General features: G+C 40.4%; 28 protein-coding genes. 21 read left to right on the forward strand and 7 right to left on the reverse strand.

Annotated elements, in window-relative coordinates:
* Nucleotides 1–72 precede the first annotated feature (72 nt).
* Both PQO01_RS05645 and PQO01_RS05650 read left to right on the forward strand, forming a co-directional pair.
* Complete coding sequence (locus tag PQO01_RS05645) at nt 73–897, forward strand: DUF6576 domain-containing protein (RefSeq protein ID WP_274313060.1); 825 nt, start codon at nt 73–75, stop codon at nt 895–897.
* Nucleotides 884–1,576, forward strand: coding sequence for a DUF4197 family protein (locus PQO01_RS05650; RefSeq protein WP_274313061.1), 693 nt, complete (start codon nt 884–886; stop codon nt 1,574–1,576). Before PQO01_RS05645 ends, PQO01_RS05650 begins: the two co-directional genes overlap by 14 nt.
* Nucleotides 1,577–1,615: 39 nt before the next feature.
* Here the strand turns inward: PQO01_RS05650 and ylqF are convergent, their stop codons facing one another.
* Together ylqF and PQO01_RS05660 are read right to left on the reverse strand one after the other, a co-directional pair.
* Entirely contained in the window at nt 1,616–2,566 is a 951-nt protein-coding gene (gene ylqF / locus PQO01_RS05655; protein WP_274313062.1) for a ribosome biogenesis GTPase YlqF, read from the reverse strand.
* Nucleotides 2,563–3,801 carry a hypothetical protein gene (locus tag PQO01_RS05660; RefSeq protein WP_274313063.1) on the reverse strand — a complete coding sequence of 413 codons (1,239 nt, stop codon included), beginning with the start codon at nt 3,799–3,801 and terminating at the stop codon, nt 2,563–2,565. Before PQO01_RS05660 ends, ylqF begins: the two co-directional genes overlap by 4 nt.
* 215 nt (nt 3,802–4,016) lie before the next feature.
* Here PQO01_RS05660 and PQO01_RS05665 point away from each other — a divergent pair, with 215 nt between their 5' ends.
* The 3 genes from PQO01_RS05665 to PQO01_RS05675 are packed head-to-tail and all read left to right on the forward strand — an operon-like array spanning nt 4,017 to nt 6,662.
* On the forward strand, nt 4,017–5,495 hold the full coding sequence (locus PQO01_RS05665; protein ID WP_274313064.1) for an NfeD family protein: 1,479 nt from the start codon (nt 4,017–4,019) through the stop codon (nt 5,493–5,495).
* A complete protein-coding gene (locus tag PQO01_RS05670; RefSeq protein ID WP_274313065.1) occupies nt 5,488–6,189 on the forward strand; it encodes a lipoate--protein ligase family protein in 702 nt (233 codons plus the stop codon). The genes PQO01_RS05665 and PQO01_RS05670 overlap by 8 nt, the downstream gene beginning before the upstream one ends.
* The gene (locus PQO01_RS05675) at nt 6,186–6,662 is read left to right on the forward strand and encodes a low molecular weight protein-tyrosine-phosphatase (RefSeq protein WP_274313066.1); all 477 of its coding nucleotides are present in this window, start codon (nt 6,186–6,188) and stop codon (nt 6,660–6,662) included. The genes PQO01_RS05670 and PQO01_RS05675 overlap by 4 nt, the downstream gene beginning before the upstream one ends.
* Nucleotides 6,663–6,665: 3 nt before the next feature.
* On the opposite strand, the gene PQO01_RS05680 is transcribed toward PQO01_RS05675, so the two are convergent.
* From PQO01_RS05680 to waaF, 3 genes are all read right to left on the reverse strand, one after another.
* Nucleotides 6,666–8,045 (reverse strand): MATE family efflux transporter, encoded by a 1,380-nt coding sequence (locus PQO01_RS05680; RefSeq protein WP_274313067.1) that lies wholly within the window; start codon nt 8,043–8,045, stop codon nt 6,666–6,668.
* Nucleotides 8,046–8,148: 103 nt separating this feature from the next.
* Nucleotides 8,149–9,597, reverse strand: coding sequence for an FtsW/RodA/SpoVE family cell cycle protein (locus PQO01_RS05685; RefSeq protein WP_274313068.1), 1,449 nt, complete (start codon nt 9,595–9,597; stop codon nt 8,149–8,151).
* A complete protein-coding gene (waaF, locus tag PQO01_RS05690) occupies nt 9,598–10,680 on the reverse strand; it encodes a lipopolysaccharide heptosyltransferase II (RefSeq protein ID WP_274313069.1) in 1,083 nt (360 codons plus the stop codon).
* A 163-nt stretch (nt 10,681–10,843) separates the two neighbouring features.
* On the opposite strand from waaF, the gene PQO01_RS05695 reads away from it, so the two are divergent.
* From PQO01_RS05695 to PQO01_RS05725, 7 genes are all read left to right on the forward strand, one after another.
* Nucleotides 10,844–11,110, forward strand: coding sequence for a hypothetical protein (locus tag PQO01_RS05695; RefSeq protein ID WP_274313070.1), 267 nt, complete (start codon nt 10,844–10,846; stop codon nt 11,108–11,110).
* Nucleotides 11,111–11,118: 8 nt separating this feature from the next.
* Complete coding sequence (locus PQO01_RS05700; RefSeq protein WP_274313071.1) at nt 11,119–11,985, forward strand: hypothetical protein; 867 nt, start codon at nt 11,119–11,121, stop codon at nt 11,983–11,985.
* 63 nt (nt 11,986–12,048) lie between these two features.
* Nucleotides 12,049–13,218 carry an OmpP1/FadL family transporter gene (locus PQO01_RS05705; RefSeq protein WP_274313072.1) on the forward strand — a complete coding sequence of 390 codons (1,170 nt, stop codon included), beginning with the start codon at nt 12,049–12,051 and terminating at the stop codon, nt 13,216–13,218.
* Between the two features lie 86 nt (nt 13,219–13,304).
* Nucleotides 13,305–14,729: an adenylosuccinate lyase gene (gene purB, locus PQO01_RS05710; protein WP_274313073.1), complete on the forward strand. Its 1,425-nt coding sequence runs from the start codon at nt 13,305–13,307 to the stop codon at nt 14,727–14,729.
* Nucleotides 14,730–14,779: 50 nt separating this feature from the next.
* Complete coding sequence (locus PQO01_RS05715; protein ID WP_274313074.1) at nt 14,780–15,805, forward strand: hemolysin family protein; 1,026 nt, start codon at nt 14,780–14,782, stop codon at nt 15,803–15,805.
* A gap of 183 nt (nt 15,806–15,988) precedes the next feature.
* Complete coding sequence (locus PQO01_RS05720; RefSeq protein WP_274313075.1) at nt 15,989–17,629, forward strand: hypothetical protein; 1,641 nt, start codon at nt 15,989–15,991, stop codon at nt 17,627–17,629.
* Nucleotides 17,630–17,793: 164 nt separating this feature from the next.
* Nucleotides 17,794–19,425: a hypothetical protein gene (locus tag PQO01_RS05725; protein WP_274313076.1), complete on the forward strand. Its 1,632-nt coding sequence runs from the start codon at nt 17,794–17,796 to the stop codon at nt 19,423–19,425.
* A gap of 56 nt (nt 19,426–19,481) precedes the next feature.
* Here PQO01_RS05725 and PQO01_RS05730 read toward each other — a convergent pair whose 3' ends face one another.
* Together PQO01_RS05730 and PQO01_RS05735 are read right to left on the reverse strand one after the other, a co-directional pair.
* Nucleotides 19,482–19,946, reverse strand: a complete 465-nt coding sequence (locus PQO01_RS05730; RefSeq protein WP_274313077.1) for a superoxide dismutase [Ni] — start codon at nt 19,944–19,946, stop codon at nt 19,482–19,484.
* Nucleotides 19,947–20,038: 92 nt separating this feature from the next.
* Nucleotides 20,039–21,037: a DUF2786 domain-containing protein gene (locus PQO01_RS05735; protein ID WP_274313078.1), complete on the reverse strand. Its 999-nt coding sequence runs from the start codon at nt 21,035–21,037 to the stop codon at nt 20,039–20,041.
* Between the two features lie 83 nt (nt 21,038–21,120).
* Between PQO01_RS05735 and PQO01_RS05740 the strand changes: the two genes are divergently transcribed.
* The 9 genes from PQO01_RS05740 to PQO01_RS05780 all read left to right on the forward strand — a co-directional run bounded on the left by PQO01_RS05740 (nt 21,121) and on the right by PQO01_RS05780 (nt 26,805).
* Nucleotides 21,121–21,624, forward strand: coding sequence for a TIGR00645 family protein (locus PQO01_RS05740; RefSeq protein WP_274313079.1), 504 nt, complete (start codon nt 21,121–21,123; stop codon nt 21,622–21,624).
* Between the two features lie 8 nt (nt 21,625–21,632).
* Nucleotides 21,633–22,148, forward strand: coding sequence for a hypothetical protein (locus tag PQO01_RS05745; RefSeq protein WP_274313080.1), 516 nt, complete (start codon nt 21,633–21,635; stop codon nt 22,146–22,148).
* Entirely contained in the window at nt 22,148–22,771 is a 624-nt protein-coding gene (gene tmk, locus PQO01_RS05750; protein ID WP_274313081.1) for a dTMP kinase, read from the forward strand. The genes PQO01_RS05745 and tmk overlap by 1 nt, the downstream gene beginning before the upstream one ends.
* Before the next feature lie 20 nt (nt 22,772–22,791).
* On the forward strand, nt 22,792–23,250 hold the full coding sequence (locus tag PQO01_RS05755) for a gamma-glutamylcyclotransferase family protein (protein WP_274313082.1): 459 nt from the start codon (nt 22,792–22,794) through the stop codon (nt 23,248–23,250).
* A gap of 103 nt (nt 23,251–23,353) precedes the next feature.
* On the forward strand, nt 23,354–23,791 hold the full coding sequence (locus tag PQO01_RS05760) for an RpiB/LacA/LacB family sugar-phosphate isomerase (RefSeq protein WP_274313083.1): 438 nt from the start codon (nt 23,354–23,356) through the stop codon (nt 23,789–23,791).
* On the forward strand, nt 23,791–24,534 hold the full coding sequence (locus tag PQO01_RS05765; protein WP_274313084.1) for an ElyC/SanA/YdcF family protein: 744 nt from the start codon (nt 23,791–23,793) through the stop codon (nt 24,532–24,534). The genes PQO01_RS05760 and PQO01_RS05765 overlap by 1 nt, the downstream gene beginning before the upstream one ends.
* 65 nt (nt 24,535–24,599) lie before the next feature.
* Complete coding sequence (cysE, locus tag PQO01_RS05770; protein WP_274313085.1) at nt 24,600–25,373, forward strand: serine O-acetyltransferase; 774 nt, start codon at nt 24,600–24,602, stop codon at nt 25,371–25,373.
* Between the two features lie 96 nt (nt 25,374–25,469).
* Nucleotides 25,470–26,465: a type I glyceraldehyde-3-phosphate dehydrogenase gene (gene gap, locus PQO01_RS05775; protein WP_274313086.1), complete on the forward strand. Its 996-nt coding sequence runs from the start codon at nt 25,470–25,472 to the stop codon at nt 26,463–26,465.
* 76 nt (nt 26,466–26,541) lie between these two features.
* Nucleotides 26,542–26,805 (forward strand): phosphoribosyl-ATP diphosphatase, encoded by a 264-nt coding sequence (locus PQO01_RS05780; protein WP_007278550.1) that lies wholly within the window; start codon nt 26,542–26,544, stop codon nt 26,803–26,805.
* Nucleotides 26,806–26,807: the final 2 nt, after the last annotated feature.

A 26,807-nucleotide genomic window follows, 5' to 3' on the forward strand; every position in this document is an offset into this window, starting at 1 on the left:
ACCTATGTTTCAACTAGCTACAAGAGATTTCGCCTTTACTTTGTGTGGAATTATAAAAGTGAGTAAATTTTTGTGTTAAGTGATCGAGATTACATAAAGAATAGGGGTGGAGGGACTTGGCCGCTATTAAAGATTATTCTTGGCATATCTGTCCTTGTGAATGTGGCCGTCTTTTTGTCTCAAGGCCGATTGTGGGATACTTTTTCTCTAAATTTAAATGAGTTTAAATCTGGTGCGATATGGCAACTCTTCACGAGTGTCTTTTTGGGCTCATCGAGCCAGCTGTTTTCATTTGTCTTTGACTTGCTTATTTTCTATTTTGCAGCGCTTCGATTAGAAGAGGCGGTCGGTGAATCGCGCCTAAGGATATTTTATAAAAAGATTTTTGGTGCGATTATGTTATCTATGCCTATTTTGTTAGTGTTCTTTTCGCATCAATCATTTGCTTTTTTATCGGCCTTAATGTTAGGGACGGTTTCTGCTTATGCATGGTCTTATTATTCTGTTAAAGCGAGGTTTTATATTTTCTTTGTCTTGCCCTTGGACTTAAGTGGTAAGAATATCTTATCTTTAATTATGGTCTATGCGATTTTAATTGCGTGGACACATCAATGGTCAATTTTAATCGTTTATGCACTAGTCTCTTGGGTGGCATATGACTTTTGTAAAAAGAGGTCTAAAAGAAAGCCTAAGAAAGAAAAAGTTCAGAAAAATGAAAAAAAAGCGATAAAACGCAATGAAATACAAAAAGGCTTTAAGCGTATCGTTAAGGAAGATCTTGCCGACCCGGAAATAGATGCGATCTTAGATAAGATTTTATCACAGGGAATTGAAAGTTTGACAGCTAAAGAAAAAGAGACTTTGGAATCAAGGAGTTCGACGAATGAAGATCAATAAGTTTATAAGTTTCATTATACTGGCGTGTTTAGTAGCTTGTGCAGATTTGCAGGACGCAATGCCGGGAATGAGTTATAGCGACAGGACTTTATTGAAGGGGGTTCAGGCTTGTGCCACATACTCCATGCAGAAGGCAGTTGTTGATTTAGATAAGCAAGCAATCGGTGAAGAATTTTGGCTTTCCAATAAACGCGAGTTTCAAGACTTTGAAATGATTTTAAAAAAATTGAAAAAAGAAGACGAATTAACTGAATTGGTGGCTCTGTTGAATCAAACGACCGAGGAAGTCTTGAAGTTAGAGGCGCAATCGTTTAATGCGCAAATTTCAACTTTGCACGTTAGTGAAGATCCAGAATACTTGATGGAGTCGGGCTTTAGGGCCATTACTGATTATTATATGGGGAACTTAAAGATCCAAGGTCACGTAGGTGATACGATGCTCAAGGTTATGCAAGAGAATGGGGCGCAAGAAAAATTTACTAATTTATTGAAGCTTTATAATGATATACCCTATCAGGAAAGCCCAATCGAATTTGTTTTACATAGTAAATTAAGTTCGTTTTTATTGAATGAGCTTTCAGATCGTATGGCATTTCATGAGAAGGAGCTGAGGACAAATCCACAGCTGCGAAATACGCAAATACTTAAAAAGACATTTGCGGATTACGACTATATGTAATTTGACTGAATTTTATAGAGAGCGTGTTCTTTGCTTTCTTTATTCGTCTTCTACATCTAAATTTATTTTTACATCGGGCCAAAGGATTTTTGTGTCTCCTGGAGGCTGGAAATCAGGTGGCGTGTCCAAAGTTATTTTTCCAAATTTCCCGTCGGTATATGCACGTAAGATAAATTCTTCGGTTTTGCGGATGTCGGGTTCGTCACCAGGGAGTTTATAGCCCATTTTTGCGGCTATGGTCTTTAGGATGTCGTCATAATCAGTAACAGGAAAGGCGACTCCAAGACTTTTGAGGTACTTAAAGTTTTCGTGCTTAAATAACTGTGAAATCAAATAGGTGACCAAAAGGCTTTTACCAATTAGGTCTTGTTTAACCGCATTGATGAGACCTAGGCGAAGACCACATTCGACCAAGGGGTTTCCGGGTGGCATAATTCCAGGTGTGTCGAGGAGTTCCATGTCGTCGGCTAAAGTGATCCATTGTTGTGAACGAGTGACGCCTGGGCGAGGCCCTGTGCGAGCGGATTTTTTTCGATTCAGCGCATTGATTAAAGATGATTTTCCCACGTTGGGTACACCTGCAATCATGAGTCGAATAGGGCGGAAAAGTGGGCGGGTAGCACCTTTCTTTTTGCGATCTTCTTTAATGAGTTTACGAGCTGTTTCGGTGATTTGTTTTAAGCCGCGACGGTTGATGGTCTCGGTAATGACGTAATCACAATTTTCATATTTGGATTTTAGGTATTCAGCCCAATCTAAAGTTTTTTCATCTTCTGCTAAATCGGCCTTGTTAAGTACGATGAGAGTAGGTTTAGTTGAGGTGATTTTAATAAGTCCTTCATTGAGGGCTGATACAGGGGTTCGGGCATCAGTTAAAATCATCACAACATCTACGAGCTTAAGCTGTTTGCGGATTTCGCGAGTCGCTTTGAGCATGTGTCCAGGATACCATCCTACACCCTTAACAAAAGAGAAATCAAAATTTATCATTTGAAGAATCCTTCCAAACTAGGTAGAGCTAAGCGTTCTTCTTCGTTTGGATTAAGGTAGATCTTAAATTTATCCTTGCAGTGATTGTCAAGCCAACTCAGGAAGTCAAAAATGGGGTTGATGTCCCAGTGGACTAAACCCATGACGTTTTTTCTTTCAATATGTGAGGGGTGATAACAGATCCCTGGCTGGACGCCTTCAAGAATGAGGCCTTCGAAGCCTTCGACTTCAGAGAGTCGTCGACAAATCTTTTTCAATCGACGGCTGATGATGGGGGATTGCCAACAAAGTTCTTCGCTCACTAAGCCACAGCAATAGGCTGGGGAACTTGGCACACTTAAGGCGTGGTCGGGCCAACTGAGTCCGCGATGAATGTTGAAATAAAGGTAGATGTTTTCGTCTGCAGCCTCCGCAATCATTCTATTTAAACGTTCAAAATCGACTTCTTGGCCAGCATTCTTGAAAGGGATATAGAGTTTTTTGTGTTGCGGGATATTTAGTTTTTTCTTGTCGTTATTCCAGGCAATGTGCCAAGTGAAGCGGTAGTTTCTTTGTTCTGGAAGAAAGTCTTCGCAACAAGCAAGGGGTTCGCGAATAAACTCGAGGCCAGTTTCTTTGAGGTGAATTTTGTATGAGCCACTCTCTGGGTGGTAGCCGAGGTTGTCTTCCCAGCGCCAAAGATCAAAACCAGTGCCAACTTCAATATCGATGCCGTCTTTGCGATGAAAGATGATGGCGAGTGGCGGGCGATGCCAATGGCCGACCATGATTTCTTTGCCTTTCCATTGGGGGATCTCGCGCGTGTAGGCTTCGCTTCCTTCACATTGATGCTGTGCAGGTGGAATAACGGTGAAGGCTTCGTATTTGCCTTTGAGTTTTAATGAGCCGACTGAAAAATGTCGATTAACCGTCGTGCCTTGACGTAAGTTGATGTCTTGAGTAATGCGTAATAGGTTTTTGTGATAACGCGAGGTTTGTTTAAATTCACTTTCGCCACCAAAAGGGAGGTAGCCTTCGCTCTCTACAACAGATTGACCTGCACGATGATACTCTTTAACTTTACGAGTGATGCACTGGGTGTCTTCTATGCCGCTGATGGAGCTTCGGATATCAGTAATAATTGATTTATTTTCAATTTTAATTTCAGCAGGGCCACCACAGCTTTCTGTAGGGTGAAGAGCTTGCCAGTTATTTTCGATGACGTGAATGTTTTTGTCTTCGTCTTTTTCGATCATATATATTTCCGTTGCAACTAGATGAGTTGACTTTGATTAAGCATTTTTTATTTGACGAATCTAAACCTTATTACTTATAGATGAAACTGCTTTTACGATTTTTTCTTTATTTAGGTCTATAAATGAAAAATACATAAGAAAATGGCATCATTATTCCGCTTGTGCTTGTTTAGGTGGGGCAAGAAGTTAATTTAAGTAGATAAAGGGAATGTTATATGAGAATAATACTGATTTTTTTGATGGCTTTGCTAAAGCTTTCTGCCCAAGAAATTGAGTCTATCGAGACAAAAGTGGACAAGAGCTTGGAGCGCTCAAAGCTTTTTGTTGACCTTAAGAACAAGGGACCAGAAGCACGTGTTTTACATATTCTTCTCGATGGGGAATCCAATCAAGAAATGACTGGCCGTTTAGGTAGAGCACTAGAGAGAGCAGATGACGAATTTGTCGACGCCTTGATATTGGACTTACGAAATTTAGAAACGGACATTTCTCGGAGCATTCTACAAAATGAGAGCTTATTAAAATTCTCCGGCCCCATTTTTGTGTATGTGGAAGGTGAGTTAGGAGCTTCGGCACATCTATTTTTACTTGCTGCGGATAAAATTGTTCTTCATGATCAAGCAGTCTTACGTTATTCTGAACCGAAAATGTTTAATGATAAAGAAGCGGATCTAGAGCAGAAAAAAGAACTCAGGTCAATGCGTTTAAAAGCCTTTGTGGATAATGCTCAAGCCAGGAATCATAATGTTGACCTCGCTAGGACTTTATCGGATTGGCGAATTCCGCTTAAGCGTGCGGGGATCGATCACCAAGGTAATGAAGGCGGTTTTGCGATTACCGCACAGCAGGGACGCTTAGAAGAGGGGGGGCAAGTCCTGCTTAGTAAAGATATTGTTGGGTCATTTGATGAATTCACACGATTGTTTATGGGGGATGCAGAAATTATTTCCTTTAAAGAAAGCACTTCCTATCTACTTGCTAAAAAGCTCATGCCTTTTTTGCCAGCTATTTGGATTGCGGTTATGATTGCTCTCTTTATGGAGATGAATACGCCTGGCTTCGGGGTGGGAGGGAGTCTGGGTTCGGTTGGCTTGATATTTTGTTTATTTCTTCAATATCAATTGGGGACAGCGGGGGTGTTAGATATCAGTCTGATTTTTATTGGCTTGGCTCTCTTAGCCGTAGAAGTTGTGGTTCTGCCGGGTTTTGGCATAGCAGGGATTTTGGGTATTCCAGCATTTGGCGCGGGAGTGGTAATGAGTTTTATAAATTTTGAAGCAATACCTGAAAATGAAGTGATTCGCAGTTCTTATCTCATGGATTCGTCGATGTTTGCCATGTTTAATTTATCAACGATAATCATCGGGACTTTTATAGGGACTTTGGCTGTAATGTATTACTTACCTAAAATGCGAATGAGCAATAGTGTGGTGTTACTCGATGGAGACAGGCAGGATGATATGGGAGTTGCTGAGCATATTGAGCCAGAGCTCGTGCAAGGACAAATAAGTGCAAGTGTTTTGCTTCATAGTAAAGGTGTTGCTTTGACTGATTTGCGACCTGTGGGGTCAGCTAAAATTTGTAACGTTCATTTGGATGTGTTAACTCATGGTGAAATGTTAGATCAAGGGACTGAGATTATTGTGCTTGAGGTCGAGGGTAATCGCGTTGTGGTAGAGGAAGTTAATGACTAAAGAAAAATGGTTTTTATGGCAGGATGAGCAACATTCAGCATCCGTTAATATGGCAATTGATGAAGCTTTGATGGAAAGATCCGTAGATTTACCTGGACCACTTCTGCGTTTGTATGAATGGCAAGATAAGTCGATTTCTTTCGGTTATACACAAAAATTTGAAAAGGTGCCTCAGGATGGTTGCACTTTGGTGCGTCGACCAACGGGTGGGGGGATTGTTTATCATAAACATCACTTTACCTACACGGTGATCTTACCTCCGAGTCATTGGATCGTAAAAGACACTAAGCCAGTTGAGAGTTATGCGTGGCTTAATCGATGTGTGCAAGAGGCTTTAAAGCAATTGAGTTTGGCTTCATCGCTGGCCGAGGAAGATATTCCCAAGTCAGTTGATAGAGCGGGAATGGTTTGTTTTGTGACTCCAACTCGTTATGATCTTTTGTCTGAGGATAAGAAAATTGCGGGGTCTGCGCAGCGACGAACGAAGTTAGGGATGCTTCATCAAGGTTCAATAGAGTGTGAAGACTATGAGTTTTTGACGCCGGATTCATTACGTGCTGTTTTACCGAAGGGCTTCGAGCAAGTGATTCCTTGCGAGTTCGTCGCTTATAAACCTTATGATATGATTAAATCACGTGTCAATGAGCTCGTTAAGGAAAAGTATAATAATGAATCATGGAATCAGAAGCGATGAAGAAGATACTTTTTGTTTGCTTAGGTAATATCTGTCGTTCACCTGCAGCGGAGGGCGTTTTTTTAGCAAAACTAGGAGAGAGAAACCTTAGTTCGAAATTCATAGTAGATTCTGTGGGTACGAGTGCTTGGCATATGGGAGAGCGAGCAGATGAACGTATGCTTCATCACGCTTCTAAGCGTTCTTATGACCTGCAATCACGCGCTCGTAAAGTGAAGGAATCAGACTTTGATGACTTTGATTTAATTATCGCTATGGATCAAAGTAATGTGCGCAATATGCAAAAGATTTGCGGAGGTCGCAAACATCATGCAAAGTATTTTTTGATGACTGACTTCTGCCGTGAGTACCAAGGCGAGAAAGAAATTCCCGACCCTTACTATGGCGGCGAGGAGGGCTTTGAAAAGGTGTTGGATCTATTAGAGGACTCTTGTGAAGAGTTGGTAAGGCAGCTAGAAGCTGGTGAAGTCTAATTTTTAGTGAATGATCTTCTTAGTTTTCCAAATACCCGTTCTGAATCTTCGATAATATAAGATCCCAATTAAAATGATTAAGACGGTGAAAGTCGACCAAACATCTATGGGATGCATTCCGAGGATGTTGATTTCGATATAAGCAAGTACACAAGCTCCCCAGAAAATAACAAAAGTTAAGCAAGTGGGGTAAATGAGGTCACCCGCGCCTTTGAGAACTCCAGCGTAAACGAGATGGATGGCATCAAAAGTCATGTATATACAGGCAATTCGTAGCATCGTGCTAGCCATTTGACTAGTTTCGTTGATTTCGCCATTGGTGAATATCTTGGCGAGTTCAGGGGCGAAAGTAAAGAATATAATAGCGAGTGTTCCCGAGTAAAGCATTGCGATCTTGAGTGCGTTATAACTGGTTCTTTCTGCTAGTTTGGTTTTTCCCATACCAATATATTTAGCACTCAGTGCAATTACGGCAATTTGTATCCCTGTCATGGGTAAATAGGATAAAAGTTCCCAACTAAAGGTGATGGTGATGGCGGCAGCCGCGACAGGGCCCGCCGAGGCAAAAATAAGGATGAAAAAGTTGAAGCCCGAGAGTTGAAGAGTGAATTCGATACCCGCAGGGAGTCCCAGCTTTAGGAGAGCTTTCATTATGTTTCGATTGTATCGAATGCTGAGGTGAGTTTTATGACTATCTCTATATGTATGGCTGAAGTAATAATAGATGAGTATGCACAAAACGATAAAAGATGAGATGACTGTGGCCCACGCCGCTCCGACAATGCCAAGTTCAGGAAGATTCCATTTACCAAAAATCAGGGCGTAGGTTAATGGGATGTTGATCAAGACCCCAATGAGAGCGCTTTTCATGATGATCATGGGTTTTCCGATACCAGAGAAAAAACTGGCAAGCACACATCTTAATAAAGTGATTATATGAGCAGAAACTAAGATTTGGTAGTATTGGGTCTCAAGTTTGAGTAGCCGCCCGCTGTGTCCGCAGAAGGCAAAGAAATCTCGAGCAAAAGGCAGAGTGAGAAAAAGGAATGGTGCGAAAAAACAGGCGAGTAGAATTCCTTGACCGGCTGCTAAGCCAGCTTCTGTATGAGATTTCTTTCCAGTGAATTGACCGCATAAAGCGTTGACTTGAGATAATAAGCCAAAGAATAAAGTAACTGATAGAAAAGAGGTTAGGCCTCCGGACAAAGCGGCAGCCATGTCTATGGGAGATTTACCAGCAAGTAAATAGCGATCCGTAAACATCAAGATTGTGTCACTAGATTGCGTTATGATAATTGGAGTTGCTTGGATTAATAGAGCTTTAATCCCCCCAGGTCCACGCCATGATCTTTTTTGAGCTTCTATAAAATTTTGGAAATACATGGAGGTAAAGATGCTTGAGCTTTATTAAAATAAAAAGCATGTGAATGAATTAGAGCTAAAGTTTTGATGTTTGTATGATTACTCTTGTCCTTTATGGAGGAGTTTAATCTTTGAGTTCCTTAAGCTTTTCAGCAGATTCAATACCTTTCCTGTGAATATAAATACTTTGTAAAATTCCTATGCAAATCATGGCTGATACAATGGATGAACCGCCATAGCTGATAAAGGGGAGCGGTATGCCGATTAGAGGGGCAACTCCCATGGCCATACCGACGTTTATATAAGTATGGTAAAGAAAGAGCACGGCAATAGAAATGGCCATGTATTTCCCGAAGGTGTTTTGGGCGTAGCAGGCAATGCGAAGTGCGCTAATAAATAAGCCTAGTTCTAGGAGGATTACTAGGGTGCCCATAGCAAAGCCACCTTCCTCAGCAATTACGGCATAAAGTGAGTCAGTTGTTGACACTGTTTGGGGAAGGAAGCCAAGGCGAACTTGTGTGCTGTTGCCGATTCCTTTGCCTTTTAATCCCCCACTGCCAATGCTGAGTAGAGATTGGCGCGCATGCCATCCCTCGGCTAGATAAAATTGTTTTAATGTTGTGAAAACTTGTGGTTTTTCCCGATATGTATCTTTTTCAATCTTGATCTCTCGTTTGTCAAAAGCTTGTAGTAGGACCCGGTCGGGACGTTTTGAGCTTAGGATGTTCGAGATTTCTTTGTGTTCAATTTGTTTTTGTAGAGCAAGTTTTTTAATCACTATAAGCTCTTTGATATATTGATAAGGGCTTCGCATGAGCTCCATACGTTCAAGGCATTTGATGGGGAGCTCATGTTTTTCTCCTAGTTTTTGTCCTCTTGCAATGGCTAAGGGATGGGAAATGGGGTGGACGAAAACATCAATGCGTTTTTTCTGGTGATCCTGTAGGAGGAAATATAAAATGGGGGTCATTATTGCAATGGCTAGGATGGGGTAGATTATATAGCGTTTGCGAATTCCTGCTACGAATAAAACGGCAACTGTGATGGGGATGAAGGTGCTTGCAGAACCAAAATCTGGTTGAAGACCAACGAGAAATGCGGGGAGGAAACCGATGAAAATAATTGGTATTACGTGCCAAAATTCACTGAGTTTCCGATGCGCTTGTGAAGCAAACCAACTCAAGGCAACAATTGTACAGGGTTTTGCGATTTCCGCAGTTTGTAAAGTGATGGGGCCGAGCTTAATCCAGCTTTTAGCGCCATTGATGGTTTGGCCAAATAAGAGCACGCCTACAAGCATTAATAAACCAAAGACATAAATTTGCCACCAAAAATGTCCATAATAATTGTAGTCGATTACGGCAATGATTGAGCAGGCTAAGGTGCCAATTATAATCCAGCGTAATTGCTTGCTTCCATAGTCAGCTAAAAAACCTTGTACCTGCTCGCCAATACCACTTATATAGGTGACGCTTATACAGAGTAATAAGACAGTGCATATTGTAAGACTTAAATCAAATCGACTCAAGCGTTTAACCCAATCGGGTAGGGACTGGAATTTTTGTCCTCTCATTTACCCGAGACTTTGAAGCTGTTCAATCACCATTTGAGGGGATGCTGAGCTTAGACAGTGGTATTGGTTCTCTGTTAAAGGACATACTTTTTTAAGGCACGGTGAGCATTCAGGTTTGGTCCAAATGATTTTCCAGTGACCACCTAGTGGGCCTGTGGCAAATGGATCAGTAGATCCAAAGATGGCAACACCTTGTGCACGAACACTAGCAGCTAAATGCATGGCGCCGCTATCATTAACAACACAAAATTTTGAGCCAGCTAATATGTGCATCAGTTCGGGGATGGAGGTTTTTCCTACTAAGTTTAGAGATTCGGGGCTCAGTTTATTGACTTCTTCGCCAACCTGTTCTTCGCCGGGGGCGCCTAAGATGGCAACTTTGCCGCCTTCTGAGATCCACCAGTTCGCTAGTTCTGCGTAATGACTTATGGGCCACTGTTTTGCGGGGCCAAAAGCAGCTCCAGGGGCGATGTTGAGCCAAGTGTCTTTTTTGTCTATATACCCGAGTGTGGCTAGTTTATCAGAATCGACTTTTGGCTTTGCGGCTTCAAAGTTATCATCCCAGCCTTGACCACCAGCCATGTAGGAGAGTTCTAGGTATTCCCTGAGTTGGTGGTTGGAGTCCTGTCCAGGTGTACGGTAAAAGCCAGGTAAAGTTCGATTGAGCATAAAACCACGACCTCGGCCAGAGCGACCTATTTTCAATGGAATGCCTTTCAAGTAGAGGTCCATCGCAGAGCCAAAGGAATTGGGGAAAATGACTGCGAAACCAGGTTTTGCTTTGCGGATCAATTCAGTTTCGCGACGCTTTGTGTGCTTACCATCCAAGGCAATAACTTGGCTCACCCAAGTGAAACTATGCCAAAATGAGGCAAGATTCTTTTTGCAAAGAATAATGAAAGGTGCGTCTTCGGGGAGGCTTTGTTTGATTTTATATACTGCAGGTAAAGTCATTACGGCATCACCAAGCCAATTTACAGAACGTATGATCGCGCCGCGTTTTTGTAAATCCTTTGGAATCGCTATGTTTTTAAGGTTTTCTGGCTCAGAACCTATCACGGCTTGGTAAAATGTTAATTTCATAAAATCCTGTATAATTTTGTCGAAATATAGCGGGGCAGTACTATTTAACTACAGAAAAGCATAAAAATCTGTTTAATTTGGACAATATTTTTTTTGAACTCTTGAACAGCTCAATAGAATGTTTTACTTTCAAGAAGAGAGTTAAATAAATTTGCAATAGGTTATGAGAAAAGTATTAGGAACATATGAGAAGCCACTGGCTTTTAAACTACAAGATGGGTTTGCAAGATACCTGTTTAGTATAGCATCCGCAGTGATTGCTGTGTTCTTAATTTATGTTCTCGTGAATAACACAGTTGACATGTTGAACTTTATTGACGTTAATTCCGCAGGTGAAGGTGGTTTGACTCATGACGATGAGGCTGTAGTTTGGCTTCGCAGAGGACTGTCGATCATTGCAGCAATATATTGTTTTAAAAGAACCAGCTAGGAGAAACCATGGCCACACTATTAGTACTCTACCTTATTTTCGGCTCAGGCATGATATGGGGATACACAAAATCTAAGAAAGATCCTCGTAAAGCAGTACCCAAACTAATGTCTATCATTTGCGCTGTTGCTATTGTAATGGTGGCAATACTATCTCCTCTAATTAATGCGGGTCCAGATAGGGTTGCGATTGAAGATCAGTACCGTAACTCAAGATTACAAAAGCTAGCAGCAGACTTAGCTACTAAAGTTACAGGACCTGGTAAAGTTTTAGTGATTCATAGCTATGACGTTAATAACGAAAGAAGTAATCAACATTTGCAAAGATCTTTAGCTTATTTACAGGAAGGGTTTGCTGGTAAAGCAAATGTTCATAAGCTCATTAACCCTGCACCACCATCAAAAAACCAAGATGAAATGGAGATGATGGAAGAAGTTACAGGAGAGCAGTTACAAGCTGTTTTAGAAGGTAATGCCGATTGTGATGTGGTTGTTTTTCTTTCATCATTACCTTATGGTAGAGAGCAGTTGAAGGCTATGGAAGTTTTTTACACACCGCCTAAGGCAGAAGACAAAGGTTATGTAGAAGAAACTTTCCCTGATTTCGATGAATCAAAACTCCCTGTCATTGGCTTGTCAGTTAGCTCTAGCGTTCGTGAATTGAAAGACTTTATTTCAATGGGAAGAATTGATTCAGCAATTGCATGGAATCCATCTAAGGACTTTACACAAGTAACGAATCCACCTGAATCAGAAGATTTAAATGAATGGTTTGATCAGCGTTATTTACTCATTAATGCTTCCAATGTCGATTCACTTGATGCAGCTCATGGTAATTTATTTGTAGCTCCTAAGCCAGTAAAAAAGAAGAAGTAAAGAGTAAAATTTTCATAAAACCGCAGGCTTAGGTCTGCGGTTTTTTTATTATAGGGATGTGAGATGAAAAAGTTTTTTTATTTAATGACGGCAACGCTGAGTAGTTCACTATATGGGACAGTGGCTTTGTCTACAGGTACTAACCAAGCGGCCTTGGCAGGGGGTGGCGTTGCTGCACCTCAGGATTCAACGTGGGTTAAATTAAACCCGGCAGCTATTGTAGGGATGGGAAATCGCGTTGATTTGAGTTTAGAATATTTAAGACCACAGAATGAAATTGAAATGGGTGGAGCTGGATTGCCGAATGCCTTTGAAAATAGTGTAGACGATACCGGGAATTTATTTTTTCCTCATTTTTCAATGGTTGAGCAATTAGATAGTAAATCGGCCTATGGGGTTGCATTATTTGTGAATAGTGGATATTCATCTGATTTTTCCGGTGCTCGTTCTACTCCTGGTCACTTGGGTAATTATGATAGGCGCTTAGAATATAATTCATATAAGCTTTCCCTTGTGTATGCACATGAATTCAATAATGGGTGGCGTGTCGGCTTTGGTCCTAATTTAAGTTATGCACGTGTTAAGACAGATATGTTAACCTTGACGACTGGGCAGCAAACTAGAGGTGATAATGAATGGGATGATAGTTTTGGTGCTGGTTTCCAGTTAGCGATCCATCGTGAATGGGATCGTTTTGCTTTTGGTATGTCCTACACATCTCGTACTTGGTTTTCTGGTTTTGATAAATATGATGATGTGACGACTCACCCACTTGATATGCCTAATATCCTTCAGACGGGTGTGGCTTATAAGATCAAAGATAATCTAACTTGGACTTTTGATTGGCAGTACCTCAATTGGAGTTCGGTTCAAGCTTCGGGTAATGATGTTACTGATGGAGGGTTTGGGTGGGATAATCACAATATCTTTAAAACGGGTTTGATTTGGCAAGCTGATGATAAATGGACTTTCAGAGGTGGTTACTCTTGGGGTGAAGCGCCGATTGATAGTGAAGCCATGTTTGCTAATGCTTTTGCACCCATTATTATTGAGCACTATCTATCTGCTGGTTTCTCATATAGGATTGATGAAAAATGGGAGATTGCAGGAGCGTATATCCATGGCTTTGAAAATAGTGTAACAGACAATGGCGGTCAGATTCCTGCAGCTGAAGGGACAGAAGTTACCTCGTCAGTAGATATTGTGAATATCGGTGTGACTTATTATTTTTAAGACTTTTAAATTATGTTCCGAGCTTTGTAGATTTTCTAATCATTCAGGCTAAGTTCCCAAAACGTTTTAATTAATAAGGAAATACGATGTCTAAAGATAGATATGAAAATCCCTTAGTAGCCCGTTATGCTAGTAAGGAAATGAGTTTTATTTGGTCTCCACAAAAGAAGTTTTCTACATGGCGTAAATTATGGTTAGCCTTGGCAAAAGCTGAGCAGGAATTAGATCTTCCAATCTCAGATGAGCAATTAAAGGCAATGGAAGAAAATTTAGACAATATTGATTTTGATTTAGCTGCAAAATACGAACGCGATTTACGTCACGATGTTATGGCTCATGTGCATGCATGGGGTGACCAGATCCCTAGTGCTAAGCCTATTATTCATTTAGGTGCAACTAGTTGCTATGTAGGTGATAATACAGATTTGATTCAAATTCGTGAATCTCTAGATCTTGTTGAAAAGAAAGTTGTGAAACTAATTCAAGTTTTGGCAAAGCAAGCTAAAAACTACAAAGACCTAGCAACTTTAGGTTTTACTCACTTCCAGCCAGCGCAGCTCACAACAGTTGGCAAGCGTTGCACATTATGGCTCCAAGATTTCTTGATTGATTTAGAGGATCTTCGTCATCGTATAGATACGCTACCTTTCCGCGGTGTGAAGGGTACGACTGGGACACAAGCTAGTTTCTTGGAATTATTTGAAGGTGATCACGAGAAAGTAAAAACTCTCAACCTCCGTGTAGCTGAATTGATGGATTTTGAAAAAGTCATTCCAGTTTCTGGTCAAACTTACACACGTAAAATTGATTTTCTTGTATTGAGTCAGTTGTCTGCAATTGCTCAGTCTACTGCAAAGATGGCGGGCGACATTCGCTTGCTTTCTAATCTTCAAGAAATTGAAGAGCCATTTGAGTCTAAGCAAATTGGTTCAAGTGCGATGCCGTACAAGCGTAACCCCATGCGCTCAGAGCGTATTTGCTCTATTGCTCGTTATGTAATGAGTTTGACTGACAATGGTGCTCATACTCATGCTAATCAATGGTTCGAAAGAACTTTGGATGATTCTGCAAACCGCAGACTGTCGCTTCCCGAAGCTTTCCTAGGTGTTGATGTTATTTTAACTTTAGCTACCAATGTTATTGATGGAATGGCTGTTTGGCCACATGTCATTAATAAGCGTGTCATGACATATTTGCCATTTATGGCGACAGAAAATATTATCATGGCCTGTGTTAAAGCTGGTGGTGACCGTCAGGACTTGCATGAAGCTGTTAGAATTCATTCAGTTGCAGCTGCAAAAGTCATGAAAGAGGGCGGTGAAAATGACCTCTTGGATCGCATAGCAAATGATGAGATTTTTGCCGCGGTTAAAGATAAGCTCGACACCTTAACAAACCCAACAGATTATATTGGGCGTTCGTCACAGCAAGTGGATGAATTTATTGATGAAATAGTGCTTGATCAACTGGGTGATGTTGAAGAAGTAGAGATGGACGACATCATCAATTAAATTATTAATCAGCTGATTTGCGATAAGTGCAAATCAGCTGTGGAGTTCTTTTGTTAAGCTTAGTATTACTTTCCTTACTGGTTGTTTGTTTTTCTGCTCTGTCATCTATGTCGGAGGCAGCTTTCTTGTCGATTTCAGAGGTCGAAGTTGAAAAATGCCAGCTTGATCAGAAGAGCAGTCCGGCCGCGGTAGCCTTGAAAGCTCTTCACGAAAATCTGACTCATACCATTTCGGTATTGGTTATTTTGAATAACATCGCAAATATAGCCGGATCCTTGGCTGTTGGTGCTGTAGCAGCTAAAGTGCTAAATGATGTGTGGCAGGGCTTTTTCTCAGCGATTTTAACACTTGTGATTATCATTTGGGCTGAAATCATTCCCAAAACTATTGGTGAACGTTACGAAGTTAAGGTCTGTCTTTTGGTGGCCAAGCCACTTTATTTCACCTCAAAACTCATTGGTTGGTTAGCTAATATTTTAAATTTTGTGGCTAAGTTTTTTGTGCCGGCACATGAGCTTTCTCATACAACTGATGAAGCTGAAATTTTAATGTTAGCGAAAATTGGTGGTGAAGAGGGGGTGATCGATGAAGACGAATCAGCTATGATTGCCAATGTTTTTAAGTTGGATGATACGAAAGCGGTCGATATCATGACTCCACGTGTTAAAATGTTTTATTACTCTACAGAGCAAACTTTAAAAGATATTAAAGATAGTTTGATAGACTGTTCTTACAGTCGAATAGTATTAGTAGGGGAAGGTCCAGATGACATTAAGGGTGTGCTTCATAAAAATGAGTTATTAATTGCTATAATTAATTCTGAAGAAGATCAGAAATTAGAGAACTACCTACATAAAGTGCGGTTCGTTCCAGAGCAAGCACCTGCAGATAAACTTCTTAAAGATTTTCAGGAACATCGTCGTCACCTAGCTATTGTTGTTGATGAGTTTGGTGGCGTTGAGGGTGTTGTGACATTAGAAGATGTTTTAGAGGTTTTGACTGGTGAAATTGTTGATGAATACGATTCCGTAGTTGATTTACAGCAATCGGCTAGGTTAGATAAAGTTGATAAATAAAATCGAATTTTAGATGCATCAATTCACGTGATTAAGTGTATGGCTATGATGCTTTTGAAGTGAAAACCCTGTAGAGAAACGAAAATTCCAATAAAAATGACAAAAGTGACACTCCTGTAGCTTGCGCTGTGAGAAATGTGCTATTAGTTTATTATAAATTAAACGTAAACTAATGAGGTCATTATGTCTGATCAAGAAATGCCGGAAGATCCGTTTGGAATCTTGAGCCCGGAAGAATTGATGGAGATTCAAGAGAAATACCGTAAACAAAAACTCAAAGAGTCTTTGATTGGACCGGTTATTTCTACTGCTATGCATGTCCTACTTATTTTTGCAGCTTCCTTCTTTAAAGGAGAAACAAAAGAAGCCAATGCTCAAGTAGAGATTACACAACAAATTGAAGAAGTTGTCGAAGAACCACCGCCGCCCCCACCGCCGCCCCCACCGCCCGAGGAGCCAGACTTAGAGACTGAAGTTGATACGGTCAACCCTGAGGTTACAGAGACTGTTGATGTCGAAGACGTAGCTACAGAAGTTGAAGAAGTTAGTGATGAGCCGCCAGCGGCAGAGATCATGGATGATGTTGAAATGATGTCTGATGTGAAACCATCTACTTCACCAATGCAATCAGCTAAAATGTTTAGTGCTCGTTCTCCCAATGCTAAATCTGCAGCACTACGTAAGTATGGTGGATCTAAAGCAGCTCAACAAAGCCTTTTAAAAGCTTTGGATTGGCTCGCTAAGAATCAACGTCCAGATGGATCATGGGGTAATAGTGGTACTACTGGTTTAGCTTTGTTAGCCTACTTAGCACACGGTGAAACACCAAAATCTCAGCGTTATGGTAAGACCGTAGGTAAAGCGATCCAATGGTTAGCTAGCTCTAGTCCAGGTGCCAACCTAGTTTACTCACCAAATCTTGAAGTCGAAGAACGCATTGCAGGTATTAAAAACGTTACTCAAGAAGACTTAGGTTTCTTTGCCGCAGGTCCAGCTCAAGGAACAGGTGATGTAAGGGTTGCCCATGGTTACCCACATGCGATTAAAGTTTATGCACTAGCAGAAGCTTACACAATGACAGGTAATTACAGTATCGAGCGCCCGCTTAAAGCCTTTGCAAATATTTTGATCAAAGGTCAAAAGAACGAAGGTGACTTTGATTATAACTATAAAAAGGGTCCACGTTGGGATAACTCTATTTCTTTTTGGAATTATCAGGCGATTAAAGCTCTTAAAGCAACTGGCTTAGATTTTGAAGGTTTAGATGCAGCGGTTGAAAAATCTATACCTCGAATGAAGCTGATGGCAAAATATCATTTCCCTTACTCGGGTACTTCAAAACCCACGAAAGGACGAGGTAATGCAGGTCTTGCCGCAGCAGGAGCTTTATGTCTTCAGTTATTAGGTGCAGCCAAAGGTGATAGTAATGTTGATAACATTATGGATCGAATTCACAAAGAGTCTATCCCGCAAATGGATTGGGCTAACTCACCTAAGAAATGGACAATGTACGCTTGGTATTACCAAACTTTTGCTATGTTCCAGCACGGTGGTAAACACTGGAGAGACTGGAATAACGCCTTCCAGAAAGTCTTGATGAAAAATCAACACCCCGAAGGTTATTGGTCACATGAACTCGCATGGGGAGCAGGTAAAAATATCGAAAGTAAAGCTTACCAAACATCTTTAGCAGCATTGATGTTGACTGTATACTATCGTTACCTACCTTCGACTTCAGTTAAGAAGACGAAGCCAAAATCAGATGCGCAGAAAAAGAAAGAAAAAGAAGCTGCAGCTGGCGAAGAGGCGATAGATATTTTCTAATTAATAGCCTTAGATTTACAAAAAGCCTTTGCGATTATCGCAAAGGCTTTTTTGTGTCAATATAACAAAAATGAAAAAAGTGACAAAAATGACACTTTTAAACTTGCTTTGCTCAAAAAGTTCCCTTAGAGTTAGATATTACTAAATAAACTTGTGAGGAATTTATGTCGAAAAAAGATTATGATGAAAATTTATTTGAATTCTTAAATCCTGAAGAATTAATAGTAATACAGCAGGAGTACCGCAAGAAAAAGCTCAAAGAAACTCTTGTGGGACCTCTGGTCTCCACAGCTTTTCATTTAGTGTTGATCCTTGTAGCAAGTCTTTTTAAAGCTGAAGTGAAAAAGCCGAGTCCTCAGATTGAATTGACTCAGGCGGTAGATAATAAGCCAGAGCTTCCCATACCTAAGCCATTGCCCAGACCAGAACCGAAAGAACCTGACTTAGATACTCCAATTGAAACCGATCTACCAATTGTCGAGAACATGAACAAAATGGATATCAAGTTTGATAGTGAAGAAAATATTGATGGTCCACCGGCAGTAGAGTTGCTTAAAAATGTAACAATGCCAAAAGACTTAAAGCCATCAACATCAAATTTCCTTTCGGATAGTAGTTGCATCTTAAGATCACCTGAGGGTAAAAGTAGGGCGCGAAACATTCACCGTGTCTCGGAAGCAAGTACTCAGAGTCTACTACGGGCATTAGATTGGTTGGCTCAAAATCAGCGATCTGATGGTTCTTGGGGTAATAGCGGAGTGACTGGTTTGGCTTTATTGGCATATTTAGCAAATGGTGATACACCAAAATCACAGCGTTATGGTAAAACGGTTGCGAAAGCAATTCAGTGGTTGGCAAGTTCAAGTCCTGGTGCAGAACTCGTTTATACACCAGGACTAGGTGGTGAGAAGCGTATTGTAGGTATAAAAACAACAACACAAGAGGATTTGGCTTATTATGCTTCTGGACCCTTAGCAGTGAGAGCGACAGGCGATGTTAATGTAGCTCATGGCTACCCGCATGCGATCAAAGTCTATGCCTTGGCGGAGGCGTATATGATGACAAAGAACTACAGTTTAGAGCGTCCTTTAAAACATTTTGCAAGATTATTGATCAAGGGACAGAAGCCGGAAGGGGACTTTGATTATAATTATAAGAAGGGACCACGTTGGGATAACTCAATCTCCTTTTGGAATTATCAGGCACTAAAGGCGCTCTCTGTTTCGGGTTTAGAAATTGATGGTTTGGGTGAAGCGATTGAAAAGGCTATCCCAAGAATGAAACTTATGGCGAAATTTCATTTTCCTTATTCTGGGACATCAAAGCCAAGTAGCGGACGCGGAAATACAGGTCTTGCTGCTGCGGGAGCTTTGTGTTTACAGTTACTTGGGGCGGGTCAGAACGACAAGAATGTTGACAAGATAATGGATCGTTTATATAAGGAATCTCTTCCGCAGTTGGATTGGGATAAATCTCCTAAAAAATGGGTAATGTACGCTTGGTATTATCAAACCTTTGCCATGTTTCAGCACGGTGGAAAGTATTGGAAAGAATGGAATTCAGCTTTTCAAAAAGTATTGATAAAAAATCAGCATCCCGAAGGTTATTGGGCACACGAACTCGCTTGGGGAGCAGGAAAAAATATTGAGGCTAAAGCTTATCAAACCGCCATGGGAGCTTTAATGTTTACAGTTTATTTTCGCTATGGTATTCAATCACAAAGGTTTTCTTTAAAGGATGAAAAGCAAATTAAAAAACAAACTATTAATGAAGATGAGTTAATAGAGATTTTCTAATAAAAAAAGGGTCTTTGCGATAATCGCAAAGACCCTTTGTTTTTAATGGATAAATCTTAGTGGCTGTGCTCGAGGTGTACGTGGTAATAAGGAACGATGGCCATGATAGCTTTTTTAAGTTCCTCTGAATATTTACCGTCGGCATTTTGTTTTACTTTCATAGCCGCAACCATAATGGCATGGTGCTTCGCAAGACGATCAGCATAATCTTTTTGTGACGCTTTGATGCGTTGAGTCATGAAGTAATGGCTTATTGTCTCGATGACATTTTGAGCATGAGTTTCTTTGTTAGTTACCCAGCGACTGAGTTGGTTGGCTGATTGCGCATCAGTTTTACCCGCTAGTTCAGCAATCATTTTACTTGCTTTAGCAGTTGTTTTTGTGTCTTCCAACATTTGTACTACGCGGGCACCATCATCATAGATGCCACAAGGTACCTCGCAGTGAGCTTGAGCAGTTTGATTTGTGATGATGGCAGTGAAGCAAATGACTCCAGCAGTAAGAACTTTTTTCAGTAACATCGCAAGTCTCCTATATTATTGCGTTAGACTTAATAAAGGCCAGTTTTTCGATTTATAAACTTTATTTAATTACGACGTTCTTTAGAAATCTATTAATTAAGTCGTTTTTGGACGCTTTTATGATTTAGGGCTTTCGGAGCTTGGAGCTTTTGCCCTAGTTTTTGTCCATGTTTGTATAAGCCTTGGTCAAGTTTAACCTTATAAGAGACTGATCGTGTGCGTGGATTAAGTTCTTGGAAAAAAGATTGCAGTGCGGGATTTCTTAAATGAATCAGGGCATTTTTACAGGCTACATCATTACTCTTTAAACTCATTTCAAAGCCTTCATATAATCCGAGCAAAAATTGATCTCGTCTTTGACCATGACTTTTGTGTTCTTGCCATAATTTTTCACCTCTTGAGTAGAGGAAGTTGTAAATATATTCAGCGGTGTCCAAGTTTTGTAACTCGCCGTAAAATTCAAAGAAGTATTTACTCTCAATTGATGAATGGTTTTTTAGGGCTTTTACATAAAAATATCGACTACAAATATTGATGATCTGGCTATGCCAAACGGGGCAGCGTTTGAAAGCTTTGCCAATTGAGCGAAATGAAAAGCTATGCTCGTGAGGAATGTGGTTGTATTTGGAGCTTAATTCTTGAGCTTTAATGGCGGCACTTTGAGCTTCATTTGGGTTGTTGGATTTTGCTAAAGCTAAGAGCTTATTAATTTTATCGTTTAGTGAGGATTGTTTTTGCGGACTCCGCAAACTGGCTTTGGCAGATATGCCCAATTCAGTACAAGCACGTTGAAAAGACTTTCCATGCGAACTTTCATTAAGTCCTTGATAGATTTTGTCTGCGATCATATGAGCAAGCTCATGTTTGAAAACTAAGATGACTTGTTCCCAAGGGTAATTAAAAAAAATATGTTCCGCTAAAGAGATTTCATTCTTCGCGTGAATCCACTTGCCTGCACATGCCGTCAGTTCATTGGAAATACTTAAAGTAGGGCATTCAAGTTTATATCTATGTAGAGTGTCTTGAGCACATTGATTTAAGCGTAAATACCAAGCGCGGTAAAGATTTTGCGGATCATCTGAATTTGGCATAAAGAAAAAGTTTTTTTGTGATTGTTCAAAATTAAAGATCCGCTAATTTAGGCGCAATTAAAAAATATCAATAGGAAGAGACAATGTTAAAGAAAGTTGAAAATGCGTTTGAGCAGTTTTTATTTGCCAGTCGTTGGTTATTGGCACCATTTTATCTAGGTTTAGTGGTTGGTTTAGCCTTGTTGTTAGTGAAGTTTTCCAAGGAAGTCTTTCATTTGGTTACAGTCATTGGCACAATTACTAAGCCAGATCTTATTATTTCTGTTTTGACTTTAATTGATATATCTCTGATTGCTAACCTCTTAGTTATTATCACATTTAGTGCCTACGAAAGTTTTGTCTCAAAGATTGAAGTAGCTATTGATGAAGATAAGCCTGGTTGGATGGGTAAAGTGGGTTTTGGGCAATTAAAAATTAAACTCATTGGCTCAATTGTTGCCATCTCTTCTATTGAGTTACTTAAAGTCTTTATGCGTGAGGGGGCCTTAAATTCTGAAGAAGTTAAATTAAAAATAGCGATGCATATAACTTTTGTTTTTTCAGGTTTGCTCATGGCCTTGATGGATTGGCTTTCAAATAAAAAGTAGGTAGAATCATGATTCAGACTTTAGATAAATTTATTAAAGATATTAATGATCCTGCGATCACCAAGACATTCGAGCAAGCTCCTTTTACGAAGCGCTTAGCTTTGAGCCCAGCCAAGGATGTGGTCGTTAAAAAAGCTCAAGAGCTTATGAAGGAATCATCAAAGTTGAAGGCTTTGAATGGAGTGCAGAAAGAAATGCTTGAATCTGCGTTTTATTTAGCGTGGGACTGCTTGGATGAAGGGCATGAGATTATTAGTAATATTGGCGATTTAGAAGCGAGTTATTTACATTGTGTGATGCATCGCGTCGAAGGCGACCTTCCTAATGCAGGCTATTGGTATCGTCGTTCTAGTGCTTGTGATTTACATGATGACTTAGCCGACTTAGTGGCAAACTTAGTGCCTAATTCGGCAGTTTTTAGTGATCCCGTTGAGTACGGTAAAATGGAAGGCAAGATGGGGGCAGAGTATAAAAAAGTTCGTCAATACGAGTTTGCTTTGTACGTTAAGGAGATCTTGAAATAATGGATTGCTCAAGATTCATCGTCGTAGAAGGTAGTGAAGGTGCAGGTAAGAGCACCGCGATAAAACTCATTCAAAAGGTACTCGAAGATAAAGGTCAAGAAGTGGTTCTTGCAAGAGAACCAGGTGGAACTCCCATGGCGGAGGATTTACGAACAGTGATTAAATCAGCTGCAGTTGATGAAAAGGTTGATCCTCGAACAGAGTTATTGATCATGTATGCTGCAAGAGTACAATTAGTTGAGAATGTGATTCGCCCCGCTTTAGAGCGCGGAGCTTGGCTTGTATGTGATCGCTTTTTCTATTCTACATGGGCTTACCAAGGTGGCGGTAGAGAGTTAGGTTTGGATTTGATTAAACCTATTCACGATATTTGCTTGTCTGATATGATTCCTGGTTTGACGATCTTTATGGATTTGGATCCAGAGCTGGGCTTAGAACGTGCGCGCGGTCGTGGTGCCTTAGATCGTTTTGAGCTTGAACAAATTGACTTTTTTCACCGCACGCGTCAAATGTATAATCAACTTTGCGAAGACCGCAAAGAAATGCAAAAAATTGATGCCTCAAAAACCATGGAAGAGGTGCATTTAGACCTCATGAGTTTGATCCACGCTTATGTGGATTAAGTAAATAGTAGTTCTCAAAAATGATGGACGTGTTTGTTTATGGCACATTGCAGAGTGCGATGCCTTATCATCATTTATGTGGGCGAATAAACAAAGTGAAAAAAGCTCAGACTTGGGGTCGGCTTTATGCTTTGTCTGAAGGCTACCCCGCCTTGGAGTTACCAAGTCAAATGATTATGGCACTAGGAACTTGTGATTATCAGAACGATGCGAATTTATGTCAAACTCTATTAGATTCAGTAGTCAAGCCGAGTGGTGATTGGGATTGTATTCATGGTGAGCTATTAAACTTGAATAATCCTAATCAAATTGAGCAGATGGATGAATTTGAAGACTTCTCACCTTATAATGAGAATAGTCTTTACTTACGACAATTAGTTCCAGTTTTAGTTGGGGATGAGTGGGCTTACGTGTGGGCCTACCATTACAATCAGGTTCATACTGGACGGCGGATTAGAAGTGGTCGCTGGAAAAATTAAATTTTTATGACACAAATAACCAAGTTCTCTATGAAAAGAATTTGCATTTAATTTAGATGAGTGAAGAATCATTTTAAGTTAAATTAATTCCTCGGAGAATAAAGTGAAAATATCGATTGCATCAGATCATGCAGGTTTTGAATTCAATAATAAATTAAAGCAATACTTGGAGTCTAAGGGACACGTAGTTACAAGTTTTGGCTGTTCAGGTTTGGATAGTTGCGATTATCCCGATTTCGGTATTCCTGCAGCAAAATCGGTTTCGGAAGGTGAGGTTGATCGAGCTATTTTAGTTTGTAACAATGGCATTGGTATGAGTATGCTTGCCAATAAATTAAATGGTGTATTAGCGGCATTAGTCTATTCTGAAGAAACAGCTCGTATGACTCGCCAACATCACGGCTCTAATGTTTTGTGTTTAGGTGCGGCTCAGTTTAGTGAAGAAGAATTGATGACATTCATAAAAACATGGATGGAAACAGAGTTTGAAGGTGGTCGTCACGATCGTCGCATTGGAAAAGTGAGAGATTTAGATTCTTAATGTTTTTCATTAAAAAAGTCGTTGTCTTTTTTATTAATCCCCTAGTGTTATTTTGTATAGCACTTGGGGTTTCTTTTTACTTGTGGAAAAAGAAAGATCAAAAAGAACGAGCGTATAAGATAGCAATGATTGCTTCTGCAGTATTGCTTTTACTCTGTTTTCCTCCAATTAGTCATTTGATTGCGCGTCCATTAGAGGCTCAGTATACTCCAGTATCTAATCATTTGGATGCGAAATATATTGCTGTTTTGGGCTCAGGGCACAGCTCTCAGAAGCATTGGCCTGATAGTCTGAAACTCAGTCGAACGGCTCGCTCTCGCTTGATGGAGGGTTTGAGGCAAAAGCAGTTAAATCCACAAGCTAAATTTATATTTTTTGGTTTTGCGGTTGGTGGCAATGAAGCTCACGGCGAAATAATGACTCAAGCGGCCATTAGTTTAGGTATAGACGCAAGTGAGATAAGTTTTTCAACTCAACCAAAAGATACCAATGAAGAAGCGCGTTTTGCTAAAGAAATTTGTGGTGATGAAAAAGTACTTCTAGTGACAGATGCAACGCATACGCCCCGAGCGATGAATTTGTTTAAGAGCCATGGTTTGAATGTTTTTGCGGCTCCCGCAAATTATGAATCCTATGGAGACGCTTGGTTTGTACCCATGCCAAGTGCAGAAGCTTTAGAATTGAGCAGAAAATCAATTTATGAGTATGTGGGTTTGATTTGGGTCAAGTTAAAGACTAAATGAGTTTTTTGAGTTTGATTCTAGTAATTATGGCATAAGTTTGGCTTGATTAAATTTCAGGAGTAAAGATGAATAGCAAATTTTGGCAGGAAATTCTGAATCAAGCCGAAGTCGTTAAAACGAAAGAGCAGAGTTTAGCGAGGCTTATTGATGAAGCCATTTTATCTAAAGCTAGTGTGGCAGAAGTTTTAACCTCACGCTTAGCTGAAAGTTTAGGTGAAAAATATGTCACTGCGAGTGATCTAGAACAGATCTTTACTAAACTCTACTTAGAAGATGCGTCTTTAGCGAAAGCCGCAAAAAAAGATTTAAAAGCCATCTGTGATCGTGATCCGGCCTGCAATTGCTATGTCATACCCATGCTTTACTATAAAGGCTTCCAAGCTTTGCAGGCATCGCGTTTAGCTCATGTTTTATGGAAGAACGGTAGAGCTCATTTAGCTTGCCACATTCAATCTCGAAATGCCGAAGTTTTTGGTGTTGATATCCATCCAGGCGCACGTTTCGGTACGGGGATACTCTTGGATCACGCGTCTTCTTTTGTTGCAGGAGAAACGGCAGTGGTCGGCAATGATGTATCTATTTTACATGAGGTTACCTTAGGTGGTTCTGGAAAAGATTGTGGTGACCGACACCCTAAAGTAGGTGATGGCGTGCTGATTGGAGCAGGAGCAAAACTCTTGGGAAATATTAGTATTGGAGCAGGTGCCAAAATCGGCGCGGGCAGTGTGGTTCTCGATGATGTTCAGTCACATACGACAGTAGTTGGAGTCCCTGCGCGACCAGTTGGAAAGCCTTTGCATCAGAACCCATCCAAGTACATGGATCATCATGTAAAGTAATTTGAGTCATAAAGATGGGCAAAAAAAGATTTGCGCATATAGTACGGACTCAAAAAAATTTCTAAACAAAAACAAAACAAACTAAGGATAATACACATGGCAATTAAAGTCGGTATTAATGGTTTCGGTCGTATCGGTAGAAACGTTTTTCGCGCAGCTGCAAAACGTAACGATATTCAAATTGTAGGTATTAACGATCTTCTTGACGTAGATTACCTCGCTTACATGCTTAAATATGATTCAGTACACGGTCGTTTCGACGGTGATGTTCAGGTTGTTGACGGTAAACTCGTTGTTGACGGTTCTGAAGTTCGCGTTTCTGCAGAGCGTAACCCTGCGGATCTTAAATGGGACGAAGTTTCAGCTGACGTTGTAGTTGAATCAACTGGTTTCTTTCTTACAGACGAAACTGCTCGTGGTCACATCACTGCAGGCGCTAAGAAAGTTGTTCTTTCAGCTCCTTCTAAAGATGCTACTCCAATGTTCGTATACGGTGTTAACACTGACAAATACGCTGGTCAAGATATCGTTTCTAACGCTTCTTGCACAACTAACTGTCTTGCTCCTATTTCTAAAGTTCTTAACGACAAGTTCGGTATCAAGCGTGGTCTTATGACTACTGTTCACGCTGCAACTGCTACACAAAAAACTGTTGACGGTCCTTCTGCGAAAGACTGGAGAGGTGGTCGTGGTATTCTTGAGAATATCATCCCTTCATCAACTGGTGCTGCTAAAGCTGTAGGTAAAGTACTTCCTGAGCTTAACGGTAAACTTACTGGTATGGCTTTCCGTGTACCTACTTCAGACGTTTCTTGTGTTGACTTAACAGTTGAGCTCGAAAAAGATGCTTCATACGAAGATATCTGTGCTGAAATGAAGCGTGCTTCTGAAAACGAGCTTGCTGGTGTTCTCGGTTACACTGAAGATGCAGTAGTTGCTACTGACTTCCGTGGTTGTGAACTTACTTCAATTTTTGATGCGAAAGCAGGTATTGCACTTGATGGCACATTCGTTAAGCTCGTATCTTGGTACGACAACGAAATGGGTTACTCAAACAAAGTACTCGACCTTATTACGGTTATCACTGCTTAAGCTTAAGCTTTAGCATTGAAATTTCGAACGCAGCTCATATTTTGAGCTGCGTTTTTTATTTAATTCAGGATACACAATGAAAACTTTCGAAGAACTCTTTGAGGAACTCAGCAAAAAGGCTGCAGCAGGGGATCCCAATTCAGGAACTGTAAAAGAACTCAATAAGGGTACTCATTTTATCGGTAAAAAAATAGTTGAAGAAGCTGCAGAAGTTTGGATGGCAGCCAAGTTTGAGACTGATGATGATACGGCCTTAGAAATATCTCAATTACTTTACCATCTTCAAGTCATGATGATTGATCAAAAATTGACTCTAGAAGATATTTATAAAAAGCTCTAATT

The organism is Lentisphaera marina (assembly GCF_028745505.1).
In the GTDB taxonomy this organism is placed as follows: Bacteria; Verrucomicrobiota; Lentisphaeria; order Lentisphaerales; family Lentisphaeraceae; genus Lentisphaera; species Lentisphaera marina.